Raw genomic sequence first — 19,914 nt, forward strand, 5'->3', positions numbered from 1 at the left:
TCAATTAAATTGCCGAAATATTTGCAAAGTTACGTGATAAAGATTGAGAGGCAGCGCCCTTGTTGGCGATGTATGGCTGGCGCACAAATAATCGATCCTCAAATACGTATGGCCGCTCTCCGCGAATAAGAAGCTCAGCTTCCAGGTTGATGTCGAGATTTGGCTTGATATCTACGCCGATTGCAAGCTGAAGTGACACATTTGCACCATCGAGGGCCCAATTGCCTTTCACGTCGCGAACTATTTTTCGTTGACGATTTTCTTCGGCCAATACGCATGACACGATAACATGCGTAATTCGCATGTTTTCCTTATCCATCAACGGGATACGCGGCTTATAAGTGCTTAGCGTAGTTCGAAGCATGAAGTTGCCGCTTTCGTCGATCGATTCAGAGATATCCAACTTGGGTGGCACTGCAAAAAAACAAACGCCGAGGCTCGAATCAACACCGCAGCAGGTTATCGTTTCATAGGATATCCACCGCTTCCCGGCGAATCCACCTCCCCACTTGCGATCCCAAGGGTCGGAGGCGACGAACGCTTCTTTGCGGTCATCGTAGCCTGTCAACAGAACAGCGTGAGACTCAAGGTCAATGCGTTCGTTGTCGTAACCCGGCGCCGTATAATCAGCGGCACTGTGCAGGCGAATCAGTACCGGAAAACCTTCGGCAATCGAGTGTTTCATCGCCTCGATATACTTTGGAGCCCATGGGTGATAGCCCGTTAATGAAACAAGTCCGGTGTATTTGCTTGCGCTGGTTGACCGCTCAACTGCTCTCAGATTTGACATGCACATACCTCATATCTATCAGGTTTGAAGGGCAACAACATCACTGCACGATCAGTACGGATTGAAGGTGTTATATCAGATTAGAGTCACGCCACCGCTTGCAGTTACGGTAGGTCCAAGACTTCGGTTCGTCAAATTATCAATTTCGCTATGCTTATTTGAAAGAAGCGATTTTACGTACCGTAATTTTTGGTGATTCGTGCGATCCGCTGCTGTTCACGACAGAGGCCAACATCACATGTCGGCAGCATCCCCTTATGCTGCAAGCCCAACGTCTCCTTGCATCGCAATTTCCGTAGAAGCTGCGGCTAGTTGCTCTAGGTGGACATCGAGTTTTGCAATCCACTGATAAGCGGTTTTGGATTCGGATTGACGCGTCGCAGATCATGCACCGTTTGAATTGTCATGACGAACGACGTGGTGTCCCGCGTGAACTATAGTGGGTCAACAGACGGTGTTTTAACGAAGGGCGAACAGTGCGCGTACGCAGTTCCGGACTGCACGCACTGACCTTACGATCGAAATTTGCTGTTGGTGAAGCCCCTTGCTGAGCAGGCGTGTCACGCCGATATGTCGTAAATCATGCCAGTGTTCGTTTTCAACACCGACATTCTTCGCGAGCGTTGGAAACGCATGCTGGACAGCAAAGACGGATAGACCTTCCCAAACGTTATCGGAAGCGCCACGCGGCAATGATCTAAGAATTTCCAACATTCGGAGTGACACCGGAACCTGCCGCGCTGTTCCGTTCTTTGTCATCGGAAAAAGCACGAACCGCTGGTCAAAGTTTACGTTCGGCCATGTCATCGAGAACTGTTCGCCTTGCCTCATACAGGACAGAATCGCCCACTCGATAGCGGGTTGTAGAAGCTTGTTCCGAACCGTGTTGCATCCCTCGTAGAGTCGTGCCTCTTCGTCCGGGGTGATGACTCGTTCTGGCGGCTTGTTGTCCCTCGGCTTTCGTACGAACTTCATCGGGTCTTCGACAAGCGGCACGCCCCAATCCGAACGCGCGGCCCGAATCACTGCGCGGAGGATCGTGAGTTCCCGGAGAACTGAACCTCCCGTGACCGTTTTCAACCGGCCATCGCGCCACGACTAAATTCAGTTCCGCGAACTTGACATCAGCGAGGCGCGATTGCAACAGAGCCATCGCGCGGTACGATTCGGAGCGCTTGCCCCGATGGTGGGGCATGATTACTTTCGAATACCTTTCGATAGCTTGCCCGACAGTCATTTCGTGCGCTGTTCGATCGCGGGGCGCTTCGCCGCGAGTCATGGCGAGTTCCTTGGCTGCGGCCCGTTCCTTCGCTTCTGTGCCGTCCTTGAATGAGCGGGAGACGAGCGGGTATCCCTTCTTACGAATCTTGACGTTGAACGTGACGCCGCGTGCGCCTTTGCGCTTGCTGATGGCTGCCATTGTCTAAGAGGTGTCCCAAGTAAAGCTTGGTTGATGGGTACACTTCCCGTCAGGCTCAGCGTGCCGGTCCTCTTGCGTGTGCCCGAACGAGGCCACCGCGAAGCGCCTGATCGCGAAAATGCAGCGCAAGAAGATGATCCACAACATCCGCGCGCTGAAGGGCGGGCTCGATGCGTTGGAAAAGCACGGCTTCCCGGTCGAGCCAATGCCGGCCGATCTCGATGCGCCGCGGTATTTCGTGCGTCCGGAACACGGCGCGCTCGAAGGCGAATATACGGTGCGCGCGACGCTGTCCAAATAAATCCGCGCGCGGCATACGCGCGCATTCGGCGCATTCGAATTCCGCCGCCGGTTTCACCCGCCGCGATCTTTACCAAAATCGACTGGCGTGAAACCGCTGATTCTCCATATAATCCCGCCTGCATATTGCGTGCGCATGATCGCGCACATTCGACGCGTGTTCGTTCGCGCCGAAAGCGATTGATCCCGTCGCCGTCCGTCACGCGCACAGCCGCGTCACACGGGCCGCACGGGCGTATTCCGTGAAAGGCCCGATCCGTTTTCCGGATTGTTCCGGAAAATACGGATAATTCGCGGCGATTCCAATCGGATTGACGCAGTATCCGTGTCGTTTCTTATTTAGAAAACGACGGCGGAGATTATTTCGTTTTCGGCATGCCGGTATCGGCATGAACGGTCGCGCATTGACATCGACAATGACGGCGGCCCGTTCGCGGCTGCCAGGAGACGGACTTGAAACAACCAGAAGACCAGTTGCACCGTGGGCTGGAAGAGCGGCACATCAACCTGATGGCGCTCGGCGCGACGATCGGCGTCGGCCTGTTCCTCGGCTCGGCCACCGCGATCCGCGTCGCCGGCCCGGCCATCCTGCTGACCTATCTGCTGGGCGGCATCGCGATTTTCCTGATCATGCGCGCACTCGGCGAGATGGCGATCGCCAATCCGGTCGCCGGCGCGTTCAGCCGCTACGCACGCGATTACCTCGGGCCGCTCGCCGGCTACCTGACCGGCTGGACTTACTGGTTCGTGTGGATCGTCACCTGTATGGCGGAAATCACGGCGGTCGGCGTCTACATGCACATGTGGTTCCCCGGCGTACCGAACTGGATCTGGGCGCTCGCGGCGCTCATGGCGATGGGCTCGGTGAACTTCATCGCGGTCAAGCTCTACGGTGAATTCGAGTTCTGGTTCGCGCTGATCAAGATCGTCACGATCGTGCTGATGATCATCGGCGGCGGGCTGATGATCGCGTTCGGCATCGGTAACGGCGGCGTCGCGATCGGCCTCTCGAACCTGTGGGCGCACGGCGGCTTCATGCCGAACGGCATCAACGGCGTGATCGCGGCGTTGCCGATCGTGATGTTCGCGTATCTCGGCGTCGAGATGCTCGGCCTCACCGCCGGCGAGGCGCGCAACCCGGAGAAGTCGCTGACGAAGGCGGTGAACTCGGTGTTCTGGCGCGTGCTGATTTTCTACATCGGCGCGCTGTTCGTGATCATGTCGCTCTATCCGTGGGACCAGATCGGCACGCAGGGCAGCCCGTTCGTGATGACGTTCTCGCGACTCGGCATCCCGGCCGCCGCCGGCATCATCAACTTCGTCGTGCTGACCGCGGCGCTGTCGTCGTGCAACAGCGGCCTGTTCAGCACCGCGCGGATGCTCTACAACCTCGCGCAGCAGGGCCAGGCACCGAGCAAGCTCGGCAAGGTCAACCGCAACGGCGTGCCGGTGTACGGCGTGATCTTGTCGGTCGCGCTGCTGCTGATCGGTGTGCTGCTCAACTATCTCGCGCCGCAGCACGTGTTCACGTGGCTCACGTCGGTGTCGACGTTCGGCGCGATCTGGACGTGGTGCGTGATCCTGATCGCGCAGATGCGCTTTCGCCGCACGCTGTCGGCCGACAAGATCGCGCGCCTGCCGATCCGCGTACCGTTCTATCCGCTCGGTTCGTTCGTCGCGCTCGGTTTTCTCGTGCTGGTCGTCGTGCTGATGGCGTTCACGCCCGACACGCGTGTCGCGCTCGTGATCGGGCCGGTATGGATCGTGCTGCTCGGCATCACGTATGCGCTGTTCTATGCGAATCGTCCGGCGGTATCGGTGCCGACGAAGTCGTAAGCGGCACGGGCAGGAGCCCGCGCGTTCTTGATCGCGATCATGCGCGCGCGGGCCGGACGGCCTATGCTGAACGAATCGATTGTCCGCGCTTCGCGTGGCATTCCGTCGATCCCCGCGACCGCGGCGGCTGTCCGGCCGCCGCGCGCCGCCTCCGCGCGAAGCTCCCGTCGTCGTTCCGCGACGACGCGCACGCACGGAGACCTTCGCCATGCAGCCTGCCCAACCCATCCCGACGCTTGCGCGAATCGCGCTGGCCGTCGATCCAACGCCCGAATCGCTGTCCGCCGCGCGCTACGCGCGCACGCTGCTGCAACCCGGCATGCGATTGCGCATCGTCTGCGCCATCGACAACCCGCGCCTCGTCTTGCCCGACATCCCACGCATCGACGCGCTGCTGACGTCCGCGCGCGAGGACATGATGCGCGAGGCGCAAGCCACCGGAGAACGGATCGCCGCGTTGTTCGCCGACAGCGGCATCGAGGTCGAGCAGGCCATCATCGATACGTCGGTGACGGGCGGCTCGGTAGCCGATGCACTGGTGAGCGATACGTCGGCGTGGCGCGCGGACGTGCTGGTGGTCGGCGCGAATCCGCATCACGGGCTGCTGCGGCTGGTCGAAGGCGCGATGTCGGACACGTTGACGACACGCGCGCGCTGCGCGCTGCTGATCGTGCCGGCCGCCTATGAGCGGCCGTCGGACGGCGGCCTGCAGCGGCTGATGTTCGCGGTCGACGGCAGCGAGCCGGCGCTGCACGCGGTGCGCGTCGGGCTCGGTTTCGCGGTGCCGACGACGTTGCTGTACGCGGCCTACGTGATCGATCGCGCGGTTCGTCTGACGGATATCGTGCCGGTGCGCGCGCTCGAGGATGCCTATCGCGCGGAGGGCGAGGAGGCACTCGCGAAGATCGGCCCGCTGTTCCATGCGACCGGGAACCCGACCAAGCGCGGTGTCGTCGAAACCCGTCCGACCAGCGACGACGTGGCCCATGCGCTGATGCGCGATGCCGTGCACTGGCGTGCCGAACTGCTGGTGGTCGGCACGCACGGCCGGCGCGGCATCGCCGCCTGGCTGATCGGCAGCGTTGCGCGCCGCGTGGCGCATCTCGCCCAGGTGCCCGTGTTGCTCGTGCGCGGTGCCGAGTAAATCGCGCGATGTCACGATCAAAGCGGGCTTGGGTTGATCTGCGTCAGAAATGGCGCGCGTATCGCGTGAGACCTTGACGGAACATCCGGCAACGCGGCCGGTCTGTCGTGGATGCACCGCGCAGCCACGCAGCGATGCGAGCGTCACAGCCTGCGATCGGCGGTGCATGCGCCGCCGTCACATCAATTTCCGGAGCCGCGACGTGCAGGGCACGGCGCGTCATCCGGCCGAGAACTCTCTGGCACGAGGGTAGGCAGCCGTCGGCTGCCTTGGAGGACGGGCGGGGTGCAGGTCACCCCGTCCGCTTTCCTCGTTCATGTTGTCGTTGGCCCCGTCTGGATTGCTTTCCCCGCAGGAATCGTTGTCATTGCAGCCGTGTGGAACGGCGCGTCACGATGCGTGATGGCGCGCGGTGGCGCCGATGCGGATCGGTGACGATCGCGGCAGGCGCGCGGCCGCCGTACAGGCACGGCGTGCGGCAGGCGCTGCCGAGGTGGCGCGGTTCGCAGCCGGCGCACGGCCCCCGTGCCGTGCCGGCCGCTTGCGCGCTCAGGGCGTGCGAAGCATCGACCGCAGGTCGTGCCGGCGGCCCGCGCCGCGGCGCACCCGCGGCCGCTGGCGCGCCACATGCAGCGGCGCGCACGCGCTGCACCTGCGGTTGCGCAGGCGGTTTGCATGCGGCCAGCCGGGGCGCGCCTTGCGGCGCGGCTCCGCGACAACCGCCGCGTCGGATGCGGCCCGCGCGCAGAGTGCCGCGGCGAATCGTTGCAACGCGAGCACCGAACCCGCGACGCTCTGGTACTTCTCGCGGCCGATCTGCCCGTCGAGCGTGACGAGCAACCCGGCTTCGCGTGCGAGCGCCAGCAAGGTGTCGATATTGTCGGACGGACGGTTGCCGGCCGACACGGCTCGGGCGGGCAGGGCGCGCGCGTTGCCCGACGCGTGCCGCTGGCCGTCCCGGCCCGGTAAGTAGCGATGTGCCATGGTTGGTCTCCTGCGCCAGGCCCCGCATGCCGGCTCGATGGCCGGCTGAGCGATTGCCCGTATGAACGTTTCGTCCATGTCACCAGTATCGTGTGGCGCCCGTGCGCTGCCAAGCAGCGCGCGCTGAAGTCGCTGTCAGGGATTGCGCGGTGCGTATCGGAATCCGCTGACACGCAGGGCGACCGATCGGCCGTCCCGGCGACGATCCGGCGCGTTCGTTCCGACGAATGGGCCAGGCGTGGCGGCAGTCGCTTGACGCATGATTTCGGCCGGTCTAGCTTCGCCACTGCATCGGCGTCGAGCGGCCTCCATCGTTTGCCCGTCAGCCGGTGCCGCGCCTCGGGGTGGCGTGGCAGGGCTTCCAGTCTCGTTCGCGGGCAGTTCGCGCCGCGGATCTTGCGCGGTCGATTCGGAGACGGATCGGCGCGGCGGCACGCAACGTGCCGTTGATCGTGCGCAAACACGCGCCGGCGCATCGCACGCCGCGCGGCCATTCAGTCTTTAAGCTTCCGGTATCTACTTCTTTTCGTTCCTCGACCGTCAGGAGTCCGTCGATGTCCAAGGACAATTTGCTCGATTCACTCAAGGAAGCCGCCAAACAGCGCTCGATCGGTTCGGATCAGTTGCGTGCGATGCTCGACGACGAAGTGCGCGCATTGTCGTCCGATGCGCGGGTGCACGACTACATCCACGTGTTCGCGATCCGGCACCTGCGCGAACGGATGCGCCAGCAGGACGATTTCGACCACGATACGCGGGCCGACGGGTCGTCCACGGCATCCGATCCGCGTCCGAGCCACCGCCTATGACGGGCATGCGCCGCGGCTGACGCCGCGGCCGTGACGCGCTCCGTCGCCTGGCCAGGGCCGGAACCTGATCGACATGCAGGCATCCGTCGACAGCGAACCGGCCTGTTCCCACTCCCTTTCGATCGCCGTGCGCAAGACCGCTGGTATGGTCGCCGCATCCGGCGCCGGCCGGGTGCGGCGACCCTGACGAAATCCTGACAACCGGCATTGCGTTTCGTCATACGTTTCACTGAATTGTCACAGCGGCCTCAAGTAAGCGGCGGGATTGCCGTTTACCCGGTGAAATCGTCCACCGGGCGTTCGCGCTCCCTTACCGAGTCGTTGCCATGTTCTCGTCCATCCGCGCCCGCATCCTCGCCGCGTGCGTCTCCATCGTCGTATTCGCGCTCGTCGCCACCACGCTCATCAACTACTTCATCGCGCGTTCGTACAACGACGATGCGATCGATCGCAACCTGACCTCCGTCGCAAGCGGCCACGTAGTCGGGATCGCCGACTGGGTCGGCACCCGGAGCCGGATGATCGCGTCGCTGCAGGATGCCGCGCTGACCCCCGATCCGCTGCCGGTGTTCAAGCAGATGGCCACCGCCGGCGGCTTCACGAACGTCTACGCGGGCTATGCCGACAAGGCGTTCCACTTCTCCGACCCGACCGGCATCCCGCCCGACTACGATCCGACCGGCCGCCCGTGGTACAAGCAGGCCGCGCAGGCCGGCAAGCCGGTCGTCACGCCGCCTTACGTCGACGCCGGCACGGGTAACCTCGTCGTCACGTTCGCGGTGCCGATCCTGCGCGACGGCGCACTGAAAGGCGTCGTCGCCGCGGACGTCTCGATGGACACCGTGATCGCGAACGTGAAGTCGATCCACCCGACGCCCGCGAGCTTCGGGATGTTGATCGACAGCAACGGCCATGTGGTCGCGCACCCGGATCCGAAGCTCACGCTGAAGCCGGTCGCCGACGTGTCGGCCGAACTCGGCGCGACGAACGGCGCGACGATCGCGGCCGCAACCGCGCCCGTCGAGGTGAGTGTGGGCGGCGACGCGAAGCTGGTGCGCGCACGCCCCGTGCCGGGCACTGACTGGTACGCGCTGGTGCTGCTCGACAAGAGCGAAGCGACGGCCGGCATGCGCTCGCTGCTGACCGCTTCGCTGATCACGCTGCTCGTGATCGTCGGTGTTGCATCGCTGATCATCGGCGCGATCACCGCGACCGCGTTCCGCCGCCTGTCGCAAGTGCGCCAGGCGATGGCCGCGATCGGCTCGGGCGCCGGCGACCTGACGCAGCGCCTGCCGGCCGACGGCCGTGACGAAGTGGCCGACATCGCACGCTCGTTCAACAGCTTCGTCGACAAGCTGAACGACGTGATGCGCCAGATCCGCGATGCGAGCGAATCGGTGCGCACGGCCGCGAACGAGATCGCGGCGGGCAACCAGGACCTGTCGTCGCGCACCGAATCGGCGGCGGCGAGCCTCGAGGAAACGGCGGCATCGATGGAAGAGATCACCGCGACCGTCGGCCAGTCGGCGGCGGCAGCCGGCCAGGCCGACGAGCGTGCGGCGGCCGCGTCGCGGATCGCGTCGCACGGTGGCGTGGTCGTGTCGGACGTCGTCGCGACGATGGAGAAGATCGAGGAAGCATCGGGCCGGATCGGCGACATCATCGGCGTGATCGACGGCATCGCGTTCCAGACCAACATCCTCGCGCTGAACGCGGCCGTCGAAGCGGCGCGCGCGGGCGAGCAGGGCCGCGGCTTCGCGGTCGTCGCACAGGAAGTGCGCAGCCTCGCGCAACGCAGCGCACAGGCCGCGCGCGAAGTGAAGGTGCTGGTCGAATCGACGGTCGCGAGCGTGTCGGCCGGGTCCGGGCAGGTGCGTCAGGCTGGCGACACGATGCGCGAGATCGTGTCCAACGTGTCGAACGTGACGACGATCATTTCCGAGATCACGCACGCGGCGAACGAGCAGACGCGCGGCATCCAGGAAGTGAATCGCGCGGTCACGCAGCTTGACGAAATGGTGCAGCAGAACGCGGCACTCGTCGAACAGTCGACCGCTGCCGCGACCGCGCTGCAGTCGCAGGCGAACGCGCTGGCGACGACGGTCGGGCGCTTCAAGGTCGCGTAACGCGCGACCCGGCGGCGGCGGCCGGGCGCGATCGTGTCGTGCGTCGCGCCGCTGCGCCGCCGCACTTCGCGAGCCGGGGCTGGCGTCAGTCGTGATCGGGGGGCGGAGACGGGGCGTGCGGCTTGCGTCGTTCGTGCTCGCCGGACGGCTTGGCGGGGTCGATACGGGTCGCGCCGCCAACGGCGGGCGGGTCGCTGGCCGGGAACGACTCTTCGAGCCCCTCGTCGATGCGCTCCTCGGTCCGGTCGTCGGACGGCGGGCGCGATGTGGCGAGCCGGAAGGATCCGACAGCCGGCGACACGGTGTCGTCGCGGCCGGTGGCGTGAGCGGTCATGGTCGAACCTCCTTGGTCATTGATGCAGGTGCAAGTGCCGTGCCGGCGTGCCCGGACGGCGGCACCGTCGCGGGTAGACGACACGACTTCGTGGTGAATGCATCCAGGGAAAGGATACGTGACGACACGAACGTCTGTGGCGGCGATTTCTCCAGCGTTCCACGCTTCACCGCCGATTCCTGCGCAAGGCAAAGTGCCCGCGCGTAGCGGGCGCTTTGCGTCTGCGCGCGCGTCGCGTAGGATGTCCGTTAATTCAGCGCACGCTACGTTCGCGCCGCAGGCTGCCAGCCGCTGCAGCCGAAGAAGCGCGATGCGCTTTCCTTCAGGTTCGTTTCGCGCAACCGACGGGGACCGCCTTGATGACTGTTGCTCGCCCTTTGCTGTCGCCCGGCGCACGCCGGTTCGTTTCCGGTGTGTCGGCCTGCGCGGCGCTCGCCGCGGCCGGTGCCCGCGACGCGTCGGCCCAGACGCCTTCGCCGCTCGGCGAATGGCAATACTCGGCGGGTGTGCCGCTCGAAAAACTCTACGACCCGAACATCTCCACCTGGGATATCAGCGTGGGGGCCGCGATGACGCTGCAGCCGCGCTATGCGGGCTCCGACCGCTATCGCGTGTTGGGCGGTCCGAACCTTGACATCCGCTATCGCGACCTGTTCTTCCTGTCGACGGGCGAGGGGCTCGGTGCGAACGTGCTGCGCGGGCCGAACTGGCGCGTGAGCCTGTCCGTCGGTTACGACCTCGGGCGCCGTTCGGCCGACGATACCGAGCACCTGAACGGCCTCGACAACATCAACGCGGCACCGGTGATGAAACTGGCGGCCGATTATGTGATCTCGAAGGAATTTCCGCTCGTGCTGCGCGCGGATATCCGGCGCAGCATCGGCGGCTCGAATGGCTGGGTCGGCGATTTCTCCGCGTACATGCCGCTGCCGGGCAGCAACGAGCATTTCTTCTGGTTCGCGGGGCCGACCGTGTCGTTTGCCGATTCGCGCTACATGAACAGCTGGTTCGGCGTGAACCAAGGCGCTGCCGCGCGTTCCGGGTTGCCGGCCTATTCGTCGGGGGCCGGGCTCAAGTCGTTCGGCGCGGGCGTGACGATGGCCTGGTTCGTGAACAAGCACTGGTTCGTCACGTTCGACGGCGCGATCGAGCAGCTCGTCGGCCGCGCCGCGCGCAGCCCGATCACGCAGCAGTCGACCAACGGCGTGTTCGACATGTCGGTGAATTACCAGTTCTGACCGCGGCCGGCAGCCGCGCGGGACGATACGGCGTGCGGCATCTGCCGTCACATTTGATATGATTCCGACCTGTACAAATGTACAGTGATCAATCCCCGTGACGCCTGCTTCGCCGACGCCTCCGGCGTTTTACTACCTGACCAATTTCGAACGCGCGCTGGCCTGGCTCGGCGCGCGTTACGACGACCTGTTCGACGCGCACGAGCACGCGTTCGTCCGGCAGTTCGCCGCGCTGCCGCAGGCGTCACGCGCGCTGCTCGTGCGGATGCTGATGCGCAACGGGGCCGACTTCCGCGCCAGCAAGCTCGTGTACGACGAAATCGGCTGCACGCTCGACGCGGCCGCGCCGCTCATCGAACTCGGCTGGGTCGATCCGGCGCCCGCGCTGACGCTCGACGAACTGTTCGCGCTGTCGACCAAGGCCGATCTGCTGCGCATCTTCCCGGCACTCGCCGCGCATGCGGGCGAGCGCAAGCCCGACTGGCTCGACCGGCTGCGGCCCGCGCACGACGTCGCGCAACCGCTCGACGCGTGGTGCGCGCAGGCCGGCGATCGCGTGCTGCGCGTGACGGTGGGCGCGCTGTGCGACCGGCTGCGCCTGATGTTCTTCGGCAATCTGCATCAGGACTGGAGCGAGTTCGTACTCGCCGATCTCGGCGTGTTCCAGTACGAAAGCGTGCCGATCGCACCGTCGTCGCGTGCGTTCCAGCAGCGCGGTGACGTCGACACGTATCTCGCGCTGCAGACGTGCCGCGATGCACTCGACGCCTGGCCCGACGATCTGCCGTTCGACGACCTGATGCATGCGATCGACGCGGTCGGCTGCGCGCAGCCGTGGCTCGCGACGCGCCGTGCGAAGCTGCTGTTTGCGCTCGGGCAGACCTGCGAGCGCCGGGCCGACTGGGCCGCCGCGCTCGACGCGTATGCGCGCAGCGCCTGGCCCGGCAGCCGCCATCGGCGCATCCGCGTACTCGAACGCTGCGGGCGCGACGACGATGCACTCGCGCTGGCGCTCGATGCGCGCGGCGGCTTCGAGAGCGACGAGGAGCGCCAGCGTGTCGAGCGCATGCTGCCGCGCCTGCAGCGCCGGCTCGGCCAGCGCGTCGAACGTGTGGCCGCCGCCGCGGACGTGCCGCGCGAAACGCTCGTACTCGCGCGCCCCGATGCGTTCGTCAGCGTTGAATTCGCGGTGCGCGACCATCTTGCGCAACCGGCTTCGCCGGTCCATTACGTCGAAAACACGCTGATCAATTCGCTGTTCGGGCTGCTGTGCTGGGAACCCGTGTTCGCCGCGGTGCCCGGTGCGTTCTTCCACCCGTTCCAGCGCGGCCCGGCCGACCTGCACGCACCCGATTTCGCCGCGCGCCGGACGGACGCGTTCGCTGAGTGCTTCGCGCAACTCGATTCAGGCGCCTATCGCGACACGATCCGCCGCCATTTCGCGACGAAGGCGGGGCTGCAATCGCCGTTCGTGTTCTGGGGCGTGCTGAGCGACGAACTGCTCGACGAGGCGCTCGCGTGCCTGCCGCCCGAGCACTTGCGACTGTGGTTCACGCGCCTGCTCGCGGATATCCGCAGCAACCGTTCGGGGCTGCCCGATCTCGTCCGCTTCTGGCCCGGCGAGCGCCGCTACGAGCTGATCGAGGTGAAAGGCCCCGGCGACCGCCTGCAGGACAACCAGACGCGCTGGCTCGCGTACTGCGTCGCGCACGGCATCCCGGTGCGCGTGATCGATGTCGAGTGGGCCGGTGAAAGCGTCGCGCATGTCGAAGCGGCGGGTCTGTCCGCATGAGCTACGTCGTCGCGGTGCGGGCGATGTGCGAGTTCACCGCGCGACGCGGCGATCTCGACCTGCGCTTCACGCCCGCGCCGACTGCACTCGAAGGCATCGCCGGCCACGGCGCGGTCACGTCGAGCCGAGGCGCGCGCTACGAAACCGAGATCGCGCTGACGGGCACGTGGGGCACGCTCACCGTGCGCGGCCGCGCGGACGGCTACGATCCGGTGGCGAACCGCGTCGAGGAGATCAAGACCTATCGCGGCAGCCTCGATGCGATGCCGGCCAACCATCGCGCACTGCACTGGGCGCAGGCGAAGGTCTATGCGCACCTGATGTGCGACGCGCGCGGCTTCGCGGAAATCGACGTCGCGCTCGTCTATTTCGACATCGTGTCCGAGCGCGAGACGATGCTGACGCAAACGCTGGGGGCGGCAGAGCTCGCGACGTTCTTCGCGGAGCAGTGCGCGTGCTTCGTCGGCTGGGCCGAGCGCGAGACGGCCCACCGCGCGGCACGCGACACGGCGCTGCGCGCGCTCGCGTTTCCGCACGGGCAGTTCCGCAGCGGCCAGCGCGAGCTGGCGGTGTCCGTCTATCGCGCGGCACGCGACGAGCGTTGCCTGATGGCGCAGGCGCCGACCGGCATCGGCAAGACGGTCGGCACCGTGTTTCCGCTGCTGAAGGCCTGCGGCGAGGGCGAGCTCGACCACGTGTACTTCCTGACCGCGAAAACGCCTGGCCGCGCGCTCGCGCTCGAAGCGGCGACGACGCTCGGCGCCGGCACGCGCGCGCTGCCGCTGCGCGTGCTGGAACTCGTCGCGCGCGACAAGGCATGCGAGCATCCCGACAGCGCGTGCCACGGCGAATCGTGCCCGCTCGCGAAAGGGTTCTACGACCGGCTGCCGGCCGCGCGCGATGCGGCGATCGAGGCCGGGCTGCTCGATCGCGATACCGTCCGCACGGCGGCGCTTGCGCACGACGTCTGCCCGTACTACCTGTCGCAAGAGCTCGCGCGCTGGTCCGACATGATGATCGGCGACTACAACTACTACTACGACGGCAGCGCGATGCTGCACACGCTCGCGCAGCAGAACCAGTGGCGCGTCGGCGTGCTCGTCGACGAAGCCCACAACCTGCTCGATCGCGCGCGCAAGATGTACAGCGCGTCGCTCGATCCGTTCGCATTCGCGACTGCGCGCGAGGCCGCGCCCGCCGCGCTGCGCAAGGCCTTCGACCGGCTCGCCCGCGCATGGGGCACGGTCAATCGCGCGCAGGCCGAGCGCTATGCCGCGTATCCGGAGATACCGGGCCCGATCGTGTCGGCCGTGCAGAACCTCGTCGCGGCGATCGGCGAACACCTGGCCGACGCGCCGCGCGCGAACGGCGACGCACTGCTGCGGTTTCATTTCGAGGCGATCCAGTTCGGCGTGCTGGCCGACGCCTTCGACAGCGCGTCGATCTTCGACGCGACGCTGCATGGTGAACCGATGCCGCGCCAGCCGGCGCTCGACGGCGTTGCGTCGCCCGGCCGCCGGCGCCGCGTTCAATCGACGCTGTGCGTGCGCAACGTGATTCCGGCCGGCTTTCTCGCGCCGCGCTATGAAGCCGCCTGCGCGACCGTGCTGTTCTCGGGCACGCTGAGCCCGTTTCATTTCTATCGCGACACGCTCGGGTTGCCCGGCGACACCGGCTGGCTCGACGTCGACGGGCCGTTCCGCGCCGAGCAACTGACGGTGCGCGTCGCGAGCCACGTGTCGACGCGCTGGCGCGACCGCGACCGTTCGCTCGAACCGATCGTGGACCTGATCGCCGCGCAATACGCGACGCGGCCCGGCAACTACCTCGGCTTCCTGAGCAGCTTCGACTACCTGGGACGCGTGGTCGCGCTGATGCAGACGCGGCATCCGGACGTGCCCGTCTGGGCGCAGGCGCCCGGCATGGCCGAAAGCGAGCGCGACGCGTTTCTCGCGCGCTTCGATGCGGGCGGGCGCGGCGTCGGCTTCGCGGTGCTGGGCGGGGCGTTCTCGGAAGGCGTGGACCTGGTCGGCGAGCGGCTGATCGGCGCGTTCATCGCGACGCTCGGGCTGCCGCAGGTCAACGACGTCAACGAGCAGATGCGGCGCGCGATGGACGCGCGTTTCGGCAACGGCTACGACTACATGTACCTGTATCCGGGCCTGCAGAAGGTCGTGCAGGCGGCTGGGCGCGTGATCCGCACCGAGCACGACGAGGGCGTCGTGCACCTGATCGACGACCGTTACCGGCGGCGCGAAGTGCGCGATCTGCTGCCGCGGTGGTGGCGGATCGGGTGAGACGGAAGAAGCGCTGCCGGCGGACCGTCGATTCCCGCAAGTGGGCGCCATCCGTCGCGTAGCGAGATCGGGCGGCCGCGGACGCGGCCAGGGTGGGCGCTGCCGCTACAGCACATTCAGCATCGCGAGCGCGGCTTCCTGCAGATGCGGCAGGACGCGCCGCACGGCCGCGTCGGTCGTCTCCGCGCCGATCGGCATGTTCGTGCTCAGCGCGGCGACCACTTCGCCGTGACGGTTCTTCAGCGGCACCGCGATCCCGCGCACGCCGACCTGCAATTGCTGTTCGATCGCCGCGAAACCGGCGTCGCGTGCCTGGTCGACCTGTTCGAGCAGGCGCGCCTTGTTGGTGATCGTGTGCGGCGTGAACGGCGGCAGTTCGGTGTCGTCGAGCCACGCGCGCACGGCTTCGCGATCGGGATGGTGGGCGAGCAGCACGACGCCCGGCGACGTGAGCGGCGCCGGCACGCGCGCGCCGAGCACAAAGCCGGTCGTCATCACGCGCGACACGCCGTTGCGCGCGATGAACACGAGTTCCCAGCCGTCGAGCACGCTCACATACGCCGACTCGTTCAGCGACGCGCTCAATTGCTGCAGATAGGGCTGGACCGTACGCGGCAGGCGCGCCGAATCGAAGTACGACCAGCCGACCCGCAGCACGCGCGGCGTGAGGCCGTACAGCTTGCCGTCGGTGTACACGTAGCCGAGCGATTCGAGCGTCAGCAGGTAGCGCCGTGCGGCCGTGCGCGTGAGGCCGGTGCGCGCGGCGGCCTGGGTGGGTGTCATGCGCGCGTGCTGGCTGTCGAACGCCTCGAGGATCGCCAGGCCTTTTTCGAGGCCGGCAATCCAGTCGCGTCGGTCGAGTTCGGGCTTTTTCATCGTCGGGAGGGGGAGGCAGGGTGCGCGGTAATCGCGCGCGATCGGGCGATTATCGCGCAAATCGGATCTGCCGCGACGCATGGCCGGGCTTGTATGATTCGACGCTGGATGCGTGCCCCGAGCCCGGAACATGATCGTCGACGACCACCGATATCTCCTCGTGCCAATCGCCCGCCGTATCGCCCGCTGCGCGGTGCTGCTGGCGTTGGCGTCGTTGCCGGCGGCGCCGGCTCGGGCCGAGGCGCCGGCCACGCAGGACGCATGGACCGTGGCGGCCAGGCAGGCCATCCTGCAGCGGCTGCAGATCCCGTCCGGGGCGGGCCATCCGTCGTCCGGCAGGTACACGGCGCGCCTGAGCGCGCGAATCGGCCGCGACGGCTCAGTAACGCAGGTGGAAATCGGGCAGTCGTCGGGCTATGCGGATCTGGATCAGGCGGCGGTGGCCGCGTTCCGGCGCGGGAACGTGCCGGCGTTCTCGCCGGACATGCTCCAGGATTCGATGCTGCTCAATGTGCCGATCGTCTTCGATCTCGGCCCGGCGCAACCGGATGCCGGCAACGGGCGGCGGTTCAGCGATGCGATGACGGGGCTGTCGTTCTGGGTGCCGGTGCCGCTGGAGGTGGGGGAACGACATGCGCGGCCGTCGATGCCGCTGATCGTCGACGTGACGAATCCCGAGCCGGTACCGCGCTATGCGGGGAAATCGGACAGCCTGTGCGCGGTGGCGCTGAAGTCGCAATCGTCCGCGATGGCCGACGTCTCGCAGCGCGAGCTGAATTCACCGGAGGCGATCGCGAACCTGAAGGCGTCGATCGAGTCGACGATTTCGATCCTCGGCGTGATCGAGCGCGTGTCGCCGATCGAGTTCGGCGGCGGCGTGATGGGGCAGGAAACCGTGTATTCGCCGAAGATCGGGCCCGATCATGAGCGCGTCAGGCTGTACATGGCGCTCGGCGATACGCCGAGCTACCGGATCAGCCTGACGTGCGCGACCTATGTGGAAGACCTGCCGAAAGCCTTGCCGCTGTTCCGCAGCATCGCGAGAACGATGGCGTTGGGGAAGTCGCGCTGAGTGGCAGTCATGACCTCGGGGCGAGGTGCGCCACGTTCAGCGCGCGTCAATACCGGCGGGATCGTGCGTCAGTCATCGATGCCGATGTGCCGGTAGCACAGGGCGGCGACTTGCCAGCGGCCGTCGTTGATGACCCAGAGTTCGGTGAAGGCGTTCCGCTCCCGGACCTGGCCGTTTTTCCGCATCGCGCTCACCCCGGATATCGTGGCCCATTCGCCGTGCTCGGTGATGCACCGCGATTCGTCGACGTACGTCACGCCCGACATGCGCGCAACGTACTCGGCCGCGAAGGCCCGCAGACGGGCAAGCTGCTGTTGTTTCGTCTTCGTCAGATCGCCGTGCTTGACGAAGAAGTGAGAACTTTCCACGTAGGCCAATTGCTCGACGTCGCCGGTGAGGTAGGCGTCTATCCATACTTCGCGCATCGACAGCAGGTCGAATTTCGGTTTCATGCGGTTTAGGGGAAAGCGGGTGAACCGATCGATTCCGGGCTGGAATCCAGGGGCGTTGTCGTTTCGACTGTTTCGATGCCGGCATGCCGGATGCTGAATCGCGGAATCGGAAACAGGGCGTTAGAATCCCCCGGCTCGGCGCATTCGGGCAATGGGACGCGTATGAATTTGAGGCGGGCCGCTTGCCGCCCGAGGGTTTCCGGCGGGTCTGCCCCGCGCACCTGCCCGTGCAGGCACACTTGAAACCGGACCGAGCGCCACATCGACTGGAACCGGACATGAAAATTCGCCAAGCTCTGTTTGTCGCGTACGTCGCGTTCGTACCGTGGCTTGCCGCAGCCAATCCCTCATCCGACACGGCGCTGTCGCGCCCGACCGTCGACGTACGTGCGTGGCCGCGCACGTCGTCGCCGGCATTCGGTTGCATGCTCGAAAGGACCTTCGGCTACCGCGACAAGCGCTTCAATTGCTCGCTGAAGCAGTACAGGAACACCGGCGATGCGTGCAAGAACACGACGGCGTACTACGAAGGCCCGGCATTCCCCGACCGGCTCGCGGCCCGCGTGCATCCGCTCGCGACGAAGGTCGATCTCGACTGGGAGCAAGGCAGGTTGCAAATGGTGACCGTCACGCTCAAGGGGACGTGGAACGAAGCGGACGTGCGCAACGCATTCGGATTGCCGCGTGACGACGCGCGCACGCCCACCAAAGTGGAACTGCGGAAGGCGCCGGGCAACCTGATGGACACGAGCGTCCAGTATCCATCCAGCCCGACCGACGACAGCCTCGGCCTGCGGCCGAGCAATCCCGCACGCGGGACGACTGCGGTGATGCTATACGGCTTCGATCACATGGGCGCGGGCGACGTCGACTGCGGGGACGCTGAGTGACGCTGACGCCTGGCGGGTAGCGCGGCCGGCCGGAACCGGCTGACGGGCAGGTGGGGGTGCTTGCCGGGCTGCCTGTCGAGGCAGCCGGAAGAAAACGGGAGGGGAAAAGGCGGCAGCGATGTCGCGCGTGCCGCCTCCGGTGCAGCGCTCGTTACTCGCTGCTCGTCCACTCGACGTTCGCGCCGACCGAGCGCAGGTTCTCGACGAAATGCGGGTGTGCGCGGCGGATCGGCAGCGCGTTCATGATTTCCGAGCGGCCTTCGATGCTCGCGGCCACCATCAGCAGCGCGATCGCGACGCGAATGATGTACGGGCTCTCGACGCGCGCCGGCGTCAGTTGCAGGCCGCCGAACGTGATCAGACGATGCGGATCGGACAACAGCACGTGCGCGCCGAACTTCGACAGTTCACCCGACCAGCCGAGCGCACCGTCGTAGACCTTGTTCCAGAACATCGCGCTGCCTTCCGCGCGCACGCCGAGCGCGATGAAGATCGGCAGCAGGTCGACCGGCAGGTATGGCCACGGCGCGGCTTCGACCTTGGTGAGAATGTTCTGCGTGAACGGGCGGCGCACGCGCAGCGGGCCGTCGCGTTCCGCGCGCGACCAGCCGTCTCGGTGCGTGACGTTGACGCCGAACTTCGCGAACGTGCGGTCGATCAGCGGGAAGTGCTCGGGCGACGAGTTGCGCACCGTGATGTCGCCGCCCGTGATCGCGCCGAGCGCGAGGAACGTCGCGATCTCGTGGAAATCCTCGGCGAAACGGAACTCGCCGCCGCCGAGCTTGCGGCCGCCCGTCACGCAGAGCCGCGACGTGCCGATGCCCTCGATCGCGACGCCGATCATCGCGAGGAACTGGCAGAACTCCTGCACATGCGGCTCGGACGCGGCATTCATCAGCGTCGACGTGCCGTTCGCGGTCGTCGCGCACAGCGCGAAGTTCTCGGTGGTCGTCACCGACGCGTAGTCGAGCCAGTGGTCGTTGGCGGTCAGCGGGCCGTCGGTGCGGACGATCAGCGAATCGGGCGTGCGCTCGATGTGCGCGCCGAAGCGCTCGAACACCTCGACGTGCGGATCGATTTCGCGCACGCCGAGCGTGCAGCCCTTCACGTCGTTCTCGAGGCGCGCGACGCCGAAACGCGCGAGCAGCGGCGGGATCAGCATGATCGACGAGCGCATCGCTTCCGGCAGCCGGTGGACGGCCGGATCGAATTTCGTGTTGCGATGGTGGAGTTCGAGCAGGCCCGTCGTGAAATCGACCGATACGTCGCTGCCGAGCGTGCGGAAGATGTCGAGGATCTTGCGTACGTCGGTGATATCCGGCACGCCGATGAGACGCAGCGGCTGATCGGTCAACAGGGTGGCGCACAGAATCGGCAGGACGGCGTTCTTGTTCGCGGACGGCTTGATGTCCCCGCGCAGCGGAGTGCCGCCGTGGACGATGAGATTCGACATGATATGGGGGCGTATCGGTGACTGACGTAGGCCCATATGATGCCATTGGTCGGCGGGCGGCGTGGAATGTTCAGAGGGGAAAAGGGGAAATCGGCGGGTGT

16 protein-coding genes and 1 pseudogene are annotated in these 19,914 nt (G+C 66.0%); 10 read left to right on the forward strand and 7 right to left on the reverse strand.

What is annotated here, in order from left to right:
* Nucleotides 1–4 precede the first annotated feature (4 nt).
* Both LGN19_RS03150 and LGN19_RS39860 read right to left on the reverse strand, forming a co-directional pair.
* Nucleotides 5–790 carry a C39 family peptidase gene (locus LGN19_RS03150; RefSeq protein ID WP_226213198.1) on the reverse strand — a complete coding sequence of 262 codons (786 nt, stop codon included), beginning with the start codon at nucleotides 788–790 and terminating at the stop codon, nucleotides 5–7.
* A gap of 459 nt (nucleotides 791–1,249) precedes the next feature.
* Nucleotides 1,250–1,765, reverse strand: coding sequence for a site-specific integrase (locus LGN19_RS39860; protein ID WP_226213199.1), 516 nt, complete (start codon nucleotides 1,763–1,765; stop codon nucleotides 1,250–1,252).
* A 518-nt stretch (nucleotides 1,766–2,283) separates the two neighbouring features.
* Here LGN19_RS39860 and LGN19_RS03160 point away from each other — a divergent pair.
* The 3 genes and pseudogenes from LGN19_RS03160 to LGN19_RS03170 form a co-directional block, all read left to right on the forward strand.
* Nucleotides 2,284–2,511: pseudogene (locus LGN19_RS03160) on the forward strand (cytochrome P460); the annotation flags it as partial.
* 452 nt (nucleotides 2,512–2,963) lie between these two features.
* Nucleotides 2,964–4,346 (forward strand): amino acid permease, encoded by a 1,383-nt coding sequence (locus LGN19_RS03165; RefSeq protein ID WP_175222063.1) that lies wholly within the window; start codon nucleotides 2,964–2,966, stop codon nucleotides 4,344–4,346.
* A 208-nt stretch (nucleotides 4,347–4,554) separates the two neighbouring features.
* On the forward strand, nucleotides 4,555–5,490 hold the full coding sequence (locus LGN19_RS03170; RefSeq protein WP_122947001.1) for a universal stress protein: 936 nt from the start codon (nucleotides 4,555–4,557) through the stop codon (nucleotides 5,488–5,490).
* A gap of 549 nt (nucleotides 5,491–6,039) precedes the next feature.
* On the opposite strand, the gene LGN19_RS03175 is transcribed toward LGN19_RS03170, so the two are convergent.
* Nucleotides 6,040–6,474 (reverse strand): hypothetical protein, encoded by a 435-nt coding sequence (locus LGN19_RS03175; RefSeq protein WP_226213200.1) that lies wholly within the window; start codon nucleotides 6,472–6,474, stop codon nucleotides 6,040–6,042.
* A 554-nt stretch (nucleotides 6,475–7,028) separates the two neighbouring features.
* Between LGN19_RS03175 and LGN19_RS03180 the strand changes: the two genes are divergently transcribed.
* Both LGN19_RS03180 and LGN19_RS03185 read left to right on the forward strand, forming a co-directional pair.
* Entirely contained in the window at nucleotides 7,029–7,283 is a 255-nt protein-coding gene (locus tag LGN19_RS03180; protein ID WP_122947004.1) for a DUF3562 domain-containing protein, read from the forward strand.
* Between the two features lie 326 nt (nucleotides 7,284–7,609).
* Entirely contained in the window at nucleotides 7,610–9,409 is a 1,800-nt protein-coding gene (locus tag LGN19_RS03185) for a methyl-accepting chemotaxis protein (protein ID WP_122947005.1), read from the forward strand.
* An 85-nt stretch (nucleotides 9,410–9,494) separates the two neighbouring features.
* Here the strand turns inward: LGN19_RS03185 and LGN19_RS03190 are convergent, their stop codons facing one another.
* On the reverse strand, nucleotides 9,495–9,743 hold the full coding sequence (locus tag LGN19_RS03190; RefSeq protein WP_122947006.1) for a hypothetical protein: 249 nt from the start codon (nucleotides 9,741–9,743) through the stop codon (nucleotides 9,495–9,497).
* Between the two features lie 359 nt (nucleotides 9,744–10,102).
* On the opposite strand from LGN19_RS03190, the gene LGN19_RS03195 reads away from it, so the two are divergent.
* The 3 genes from LGN19_RS03195 to LGN19_RS03205 all read left to right on the forward strand — a co-directional run bounded on the left by LGN19_RS03195 (nucleotide 10,103) and on the right by LGN19_RS03205 (nucleotide 15,070).
* Nucleotides 10,103–10,981 carry a MipA/OmpV family protein gene (locus tag LGN19_RS03195; RefSeq protein WP_226213201.1) on the forward strand — a complete coding sequence of 293 codons (879 nt, stop codon included), beginning with the start codon at nucleotides 10,103–10,105 and terminating at the stop codon, nucleotides 10,979–10,981.
* Nucleotides 10,982–11,078: 97 nt separating this feature from the next.
* Nucleotides 11,079–12,773: a VRR-NUC domain-containing protein gene (locus LGN19_RS03200; RefSeq protein WP_226213202.1), complete on the forward strand. Its 1,695-nt coding sequence runs from the start codon at nucleotides 11,079–11,081 to the stop codon at nucleotides 12,771–12,773.
* Nucleotides 12,770–15,070: an ATP-dependent DNA helicase gene (locus LGN19_RS03205; protein ID WP_226213203.1), complete on the forward strand. Its 2,301-nt coding sequence runs from the start codon at nucleotides 12,770–12,772 to the stop codon at nucleotides 15,068–15,070. The genes LGN19_RS03200 and LGN19_RS03205 overlap by 4 nt, the downstream gene beginning before the upstream one ends.
* A gap of 105 nt (nucleotides 15,071–15,175) precedes the next feature.
* Here LGN19_RS03205 and LGN19_RS03210 read toward each other — a convergent pair whose 3' ends face one another.
* Complete coding sequence (locus LGN19_RS03210) at nucleotides 15,176–15,946, reverse strand: IclR family transcriptional regulator C-terminal domain-containing protein (RefSeq protein ID WP_011355232.1); 771 nt, start codon at nucleotides 15,944–15,946, stop codon at nucleotides 15,176–15,178.
* A 130-nt stretch (nucleotides 15,947–16,076) separates the two neighbouring features.
* Between LGN19_RS03210 and LGN19_RS03215 the strand changes: the two genes are divergently transcribed.
* Complete coding sequence (locus LGN19_RS03215; protein WP_226213204.1) at nucleotides 16,077–17,018, forward strand: TonB family protein; 942 nt, start codon at nucleotides 16,077–16,079, stop codon at nucleotides 17,016–17,018.
* A gap of 68 nt (nucleotides 17,019–17,086) precedes the next feature.
* Here LGN19_RS03215 and LGN19_RS03220 read toward each other — a convergent pair whose 3' ends face one another.
* Nucleotides 17,087–17,470, reverse strand: a complete 384-nt coding sequence (locus LGN19_RS03220) for a nuclear transport factor 2 family protein (RefSeq protein WP_226213205.1) — start codon at nucleotides 17,468–17,470, stop codon at nucleotides 17,087–17,089.
* 278 nt (nucleotides 17,471–17,748) lie between these two features.
* On the opposite strand from LGN19_RS03220, the gene LGN19_RS03225 reads away from it, so the two are divergent.
* Entirely contained in the window at nucleotides 17,749–18,360 is a 612-nt protein-coding gene (locus tag LGN19_RS03225; protein ID WP_226213206.1) for a hypothetical protein, read from the forward strand.
* Nucleotides 18,361–18,511: 151 nt separating this feature from the next.
* Here the strand turns inward: LGN19_RS03225 and LGN19_RS03230 are convergent, their stop codons facing one another.
* Nucleotides 18,512–19,813 carry a UDP-N-acetylglucosamine 1-carboxyvinyltransferase gene (locus tag LGN19_RS03230; protein WP_060359039.1) on the reverse strand — a complete coding sequence of 434 codons (1,302 nt, stop codon included), beginning with the start codon at nucleotides 19,811–19,813 and terminating at the stop codon, nucleotides 18,512–18,514.
* Nucleotides 19,814–19,914 lie beyond the last annotated feature (101 nt).

Source organism: Burkholderia sp. AU30198 (genome assembly GCF_020419825.1).
Lineage (GTDB): Bacteria > Pseudomonadota > Gammaproteobacteria > Burkholderiales > Burkholderiaceae > Burkholderia.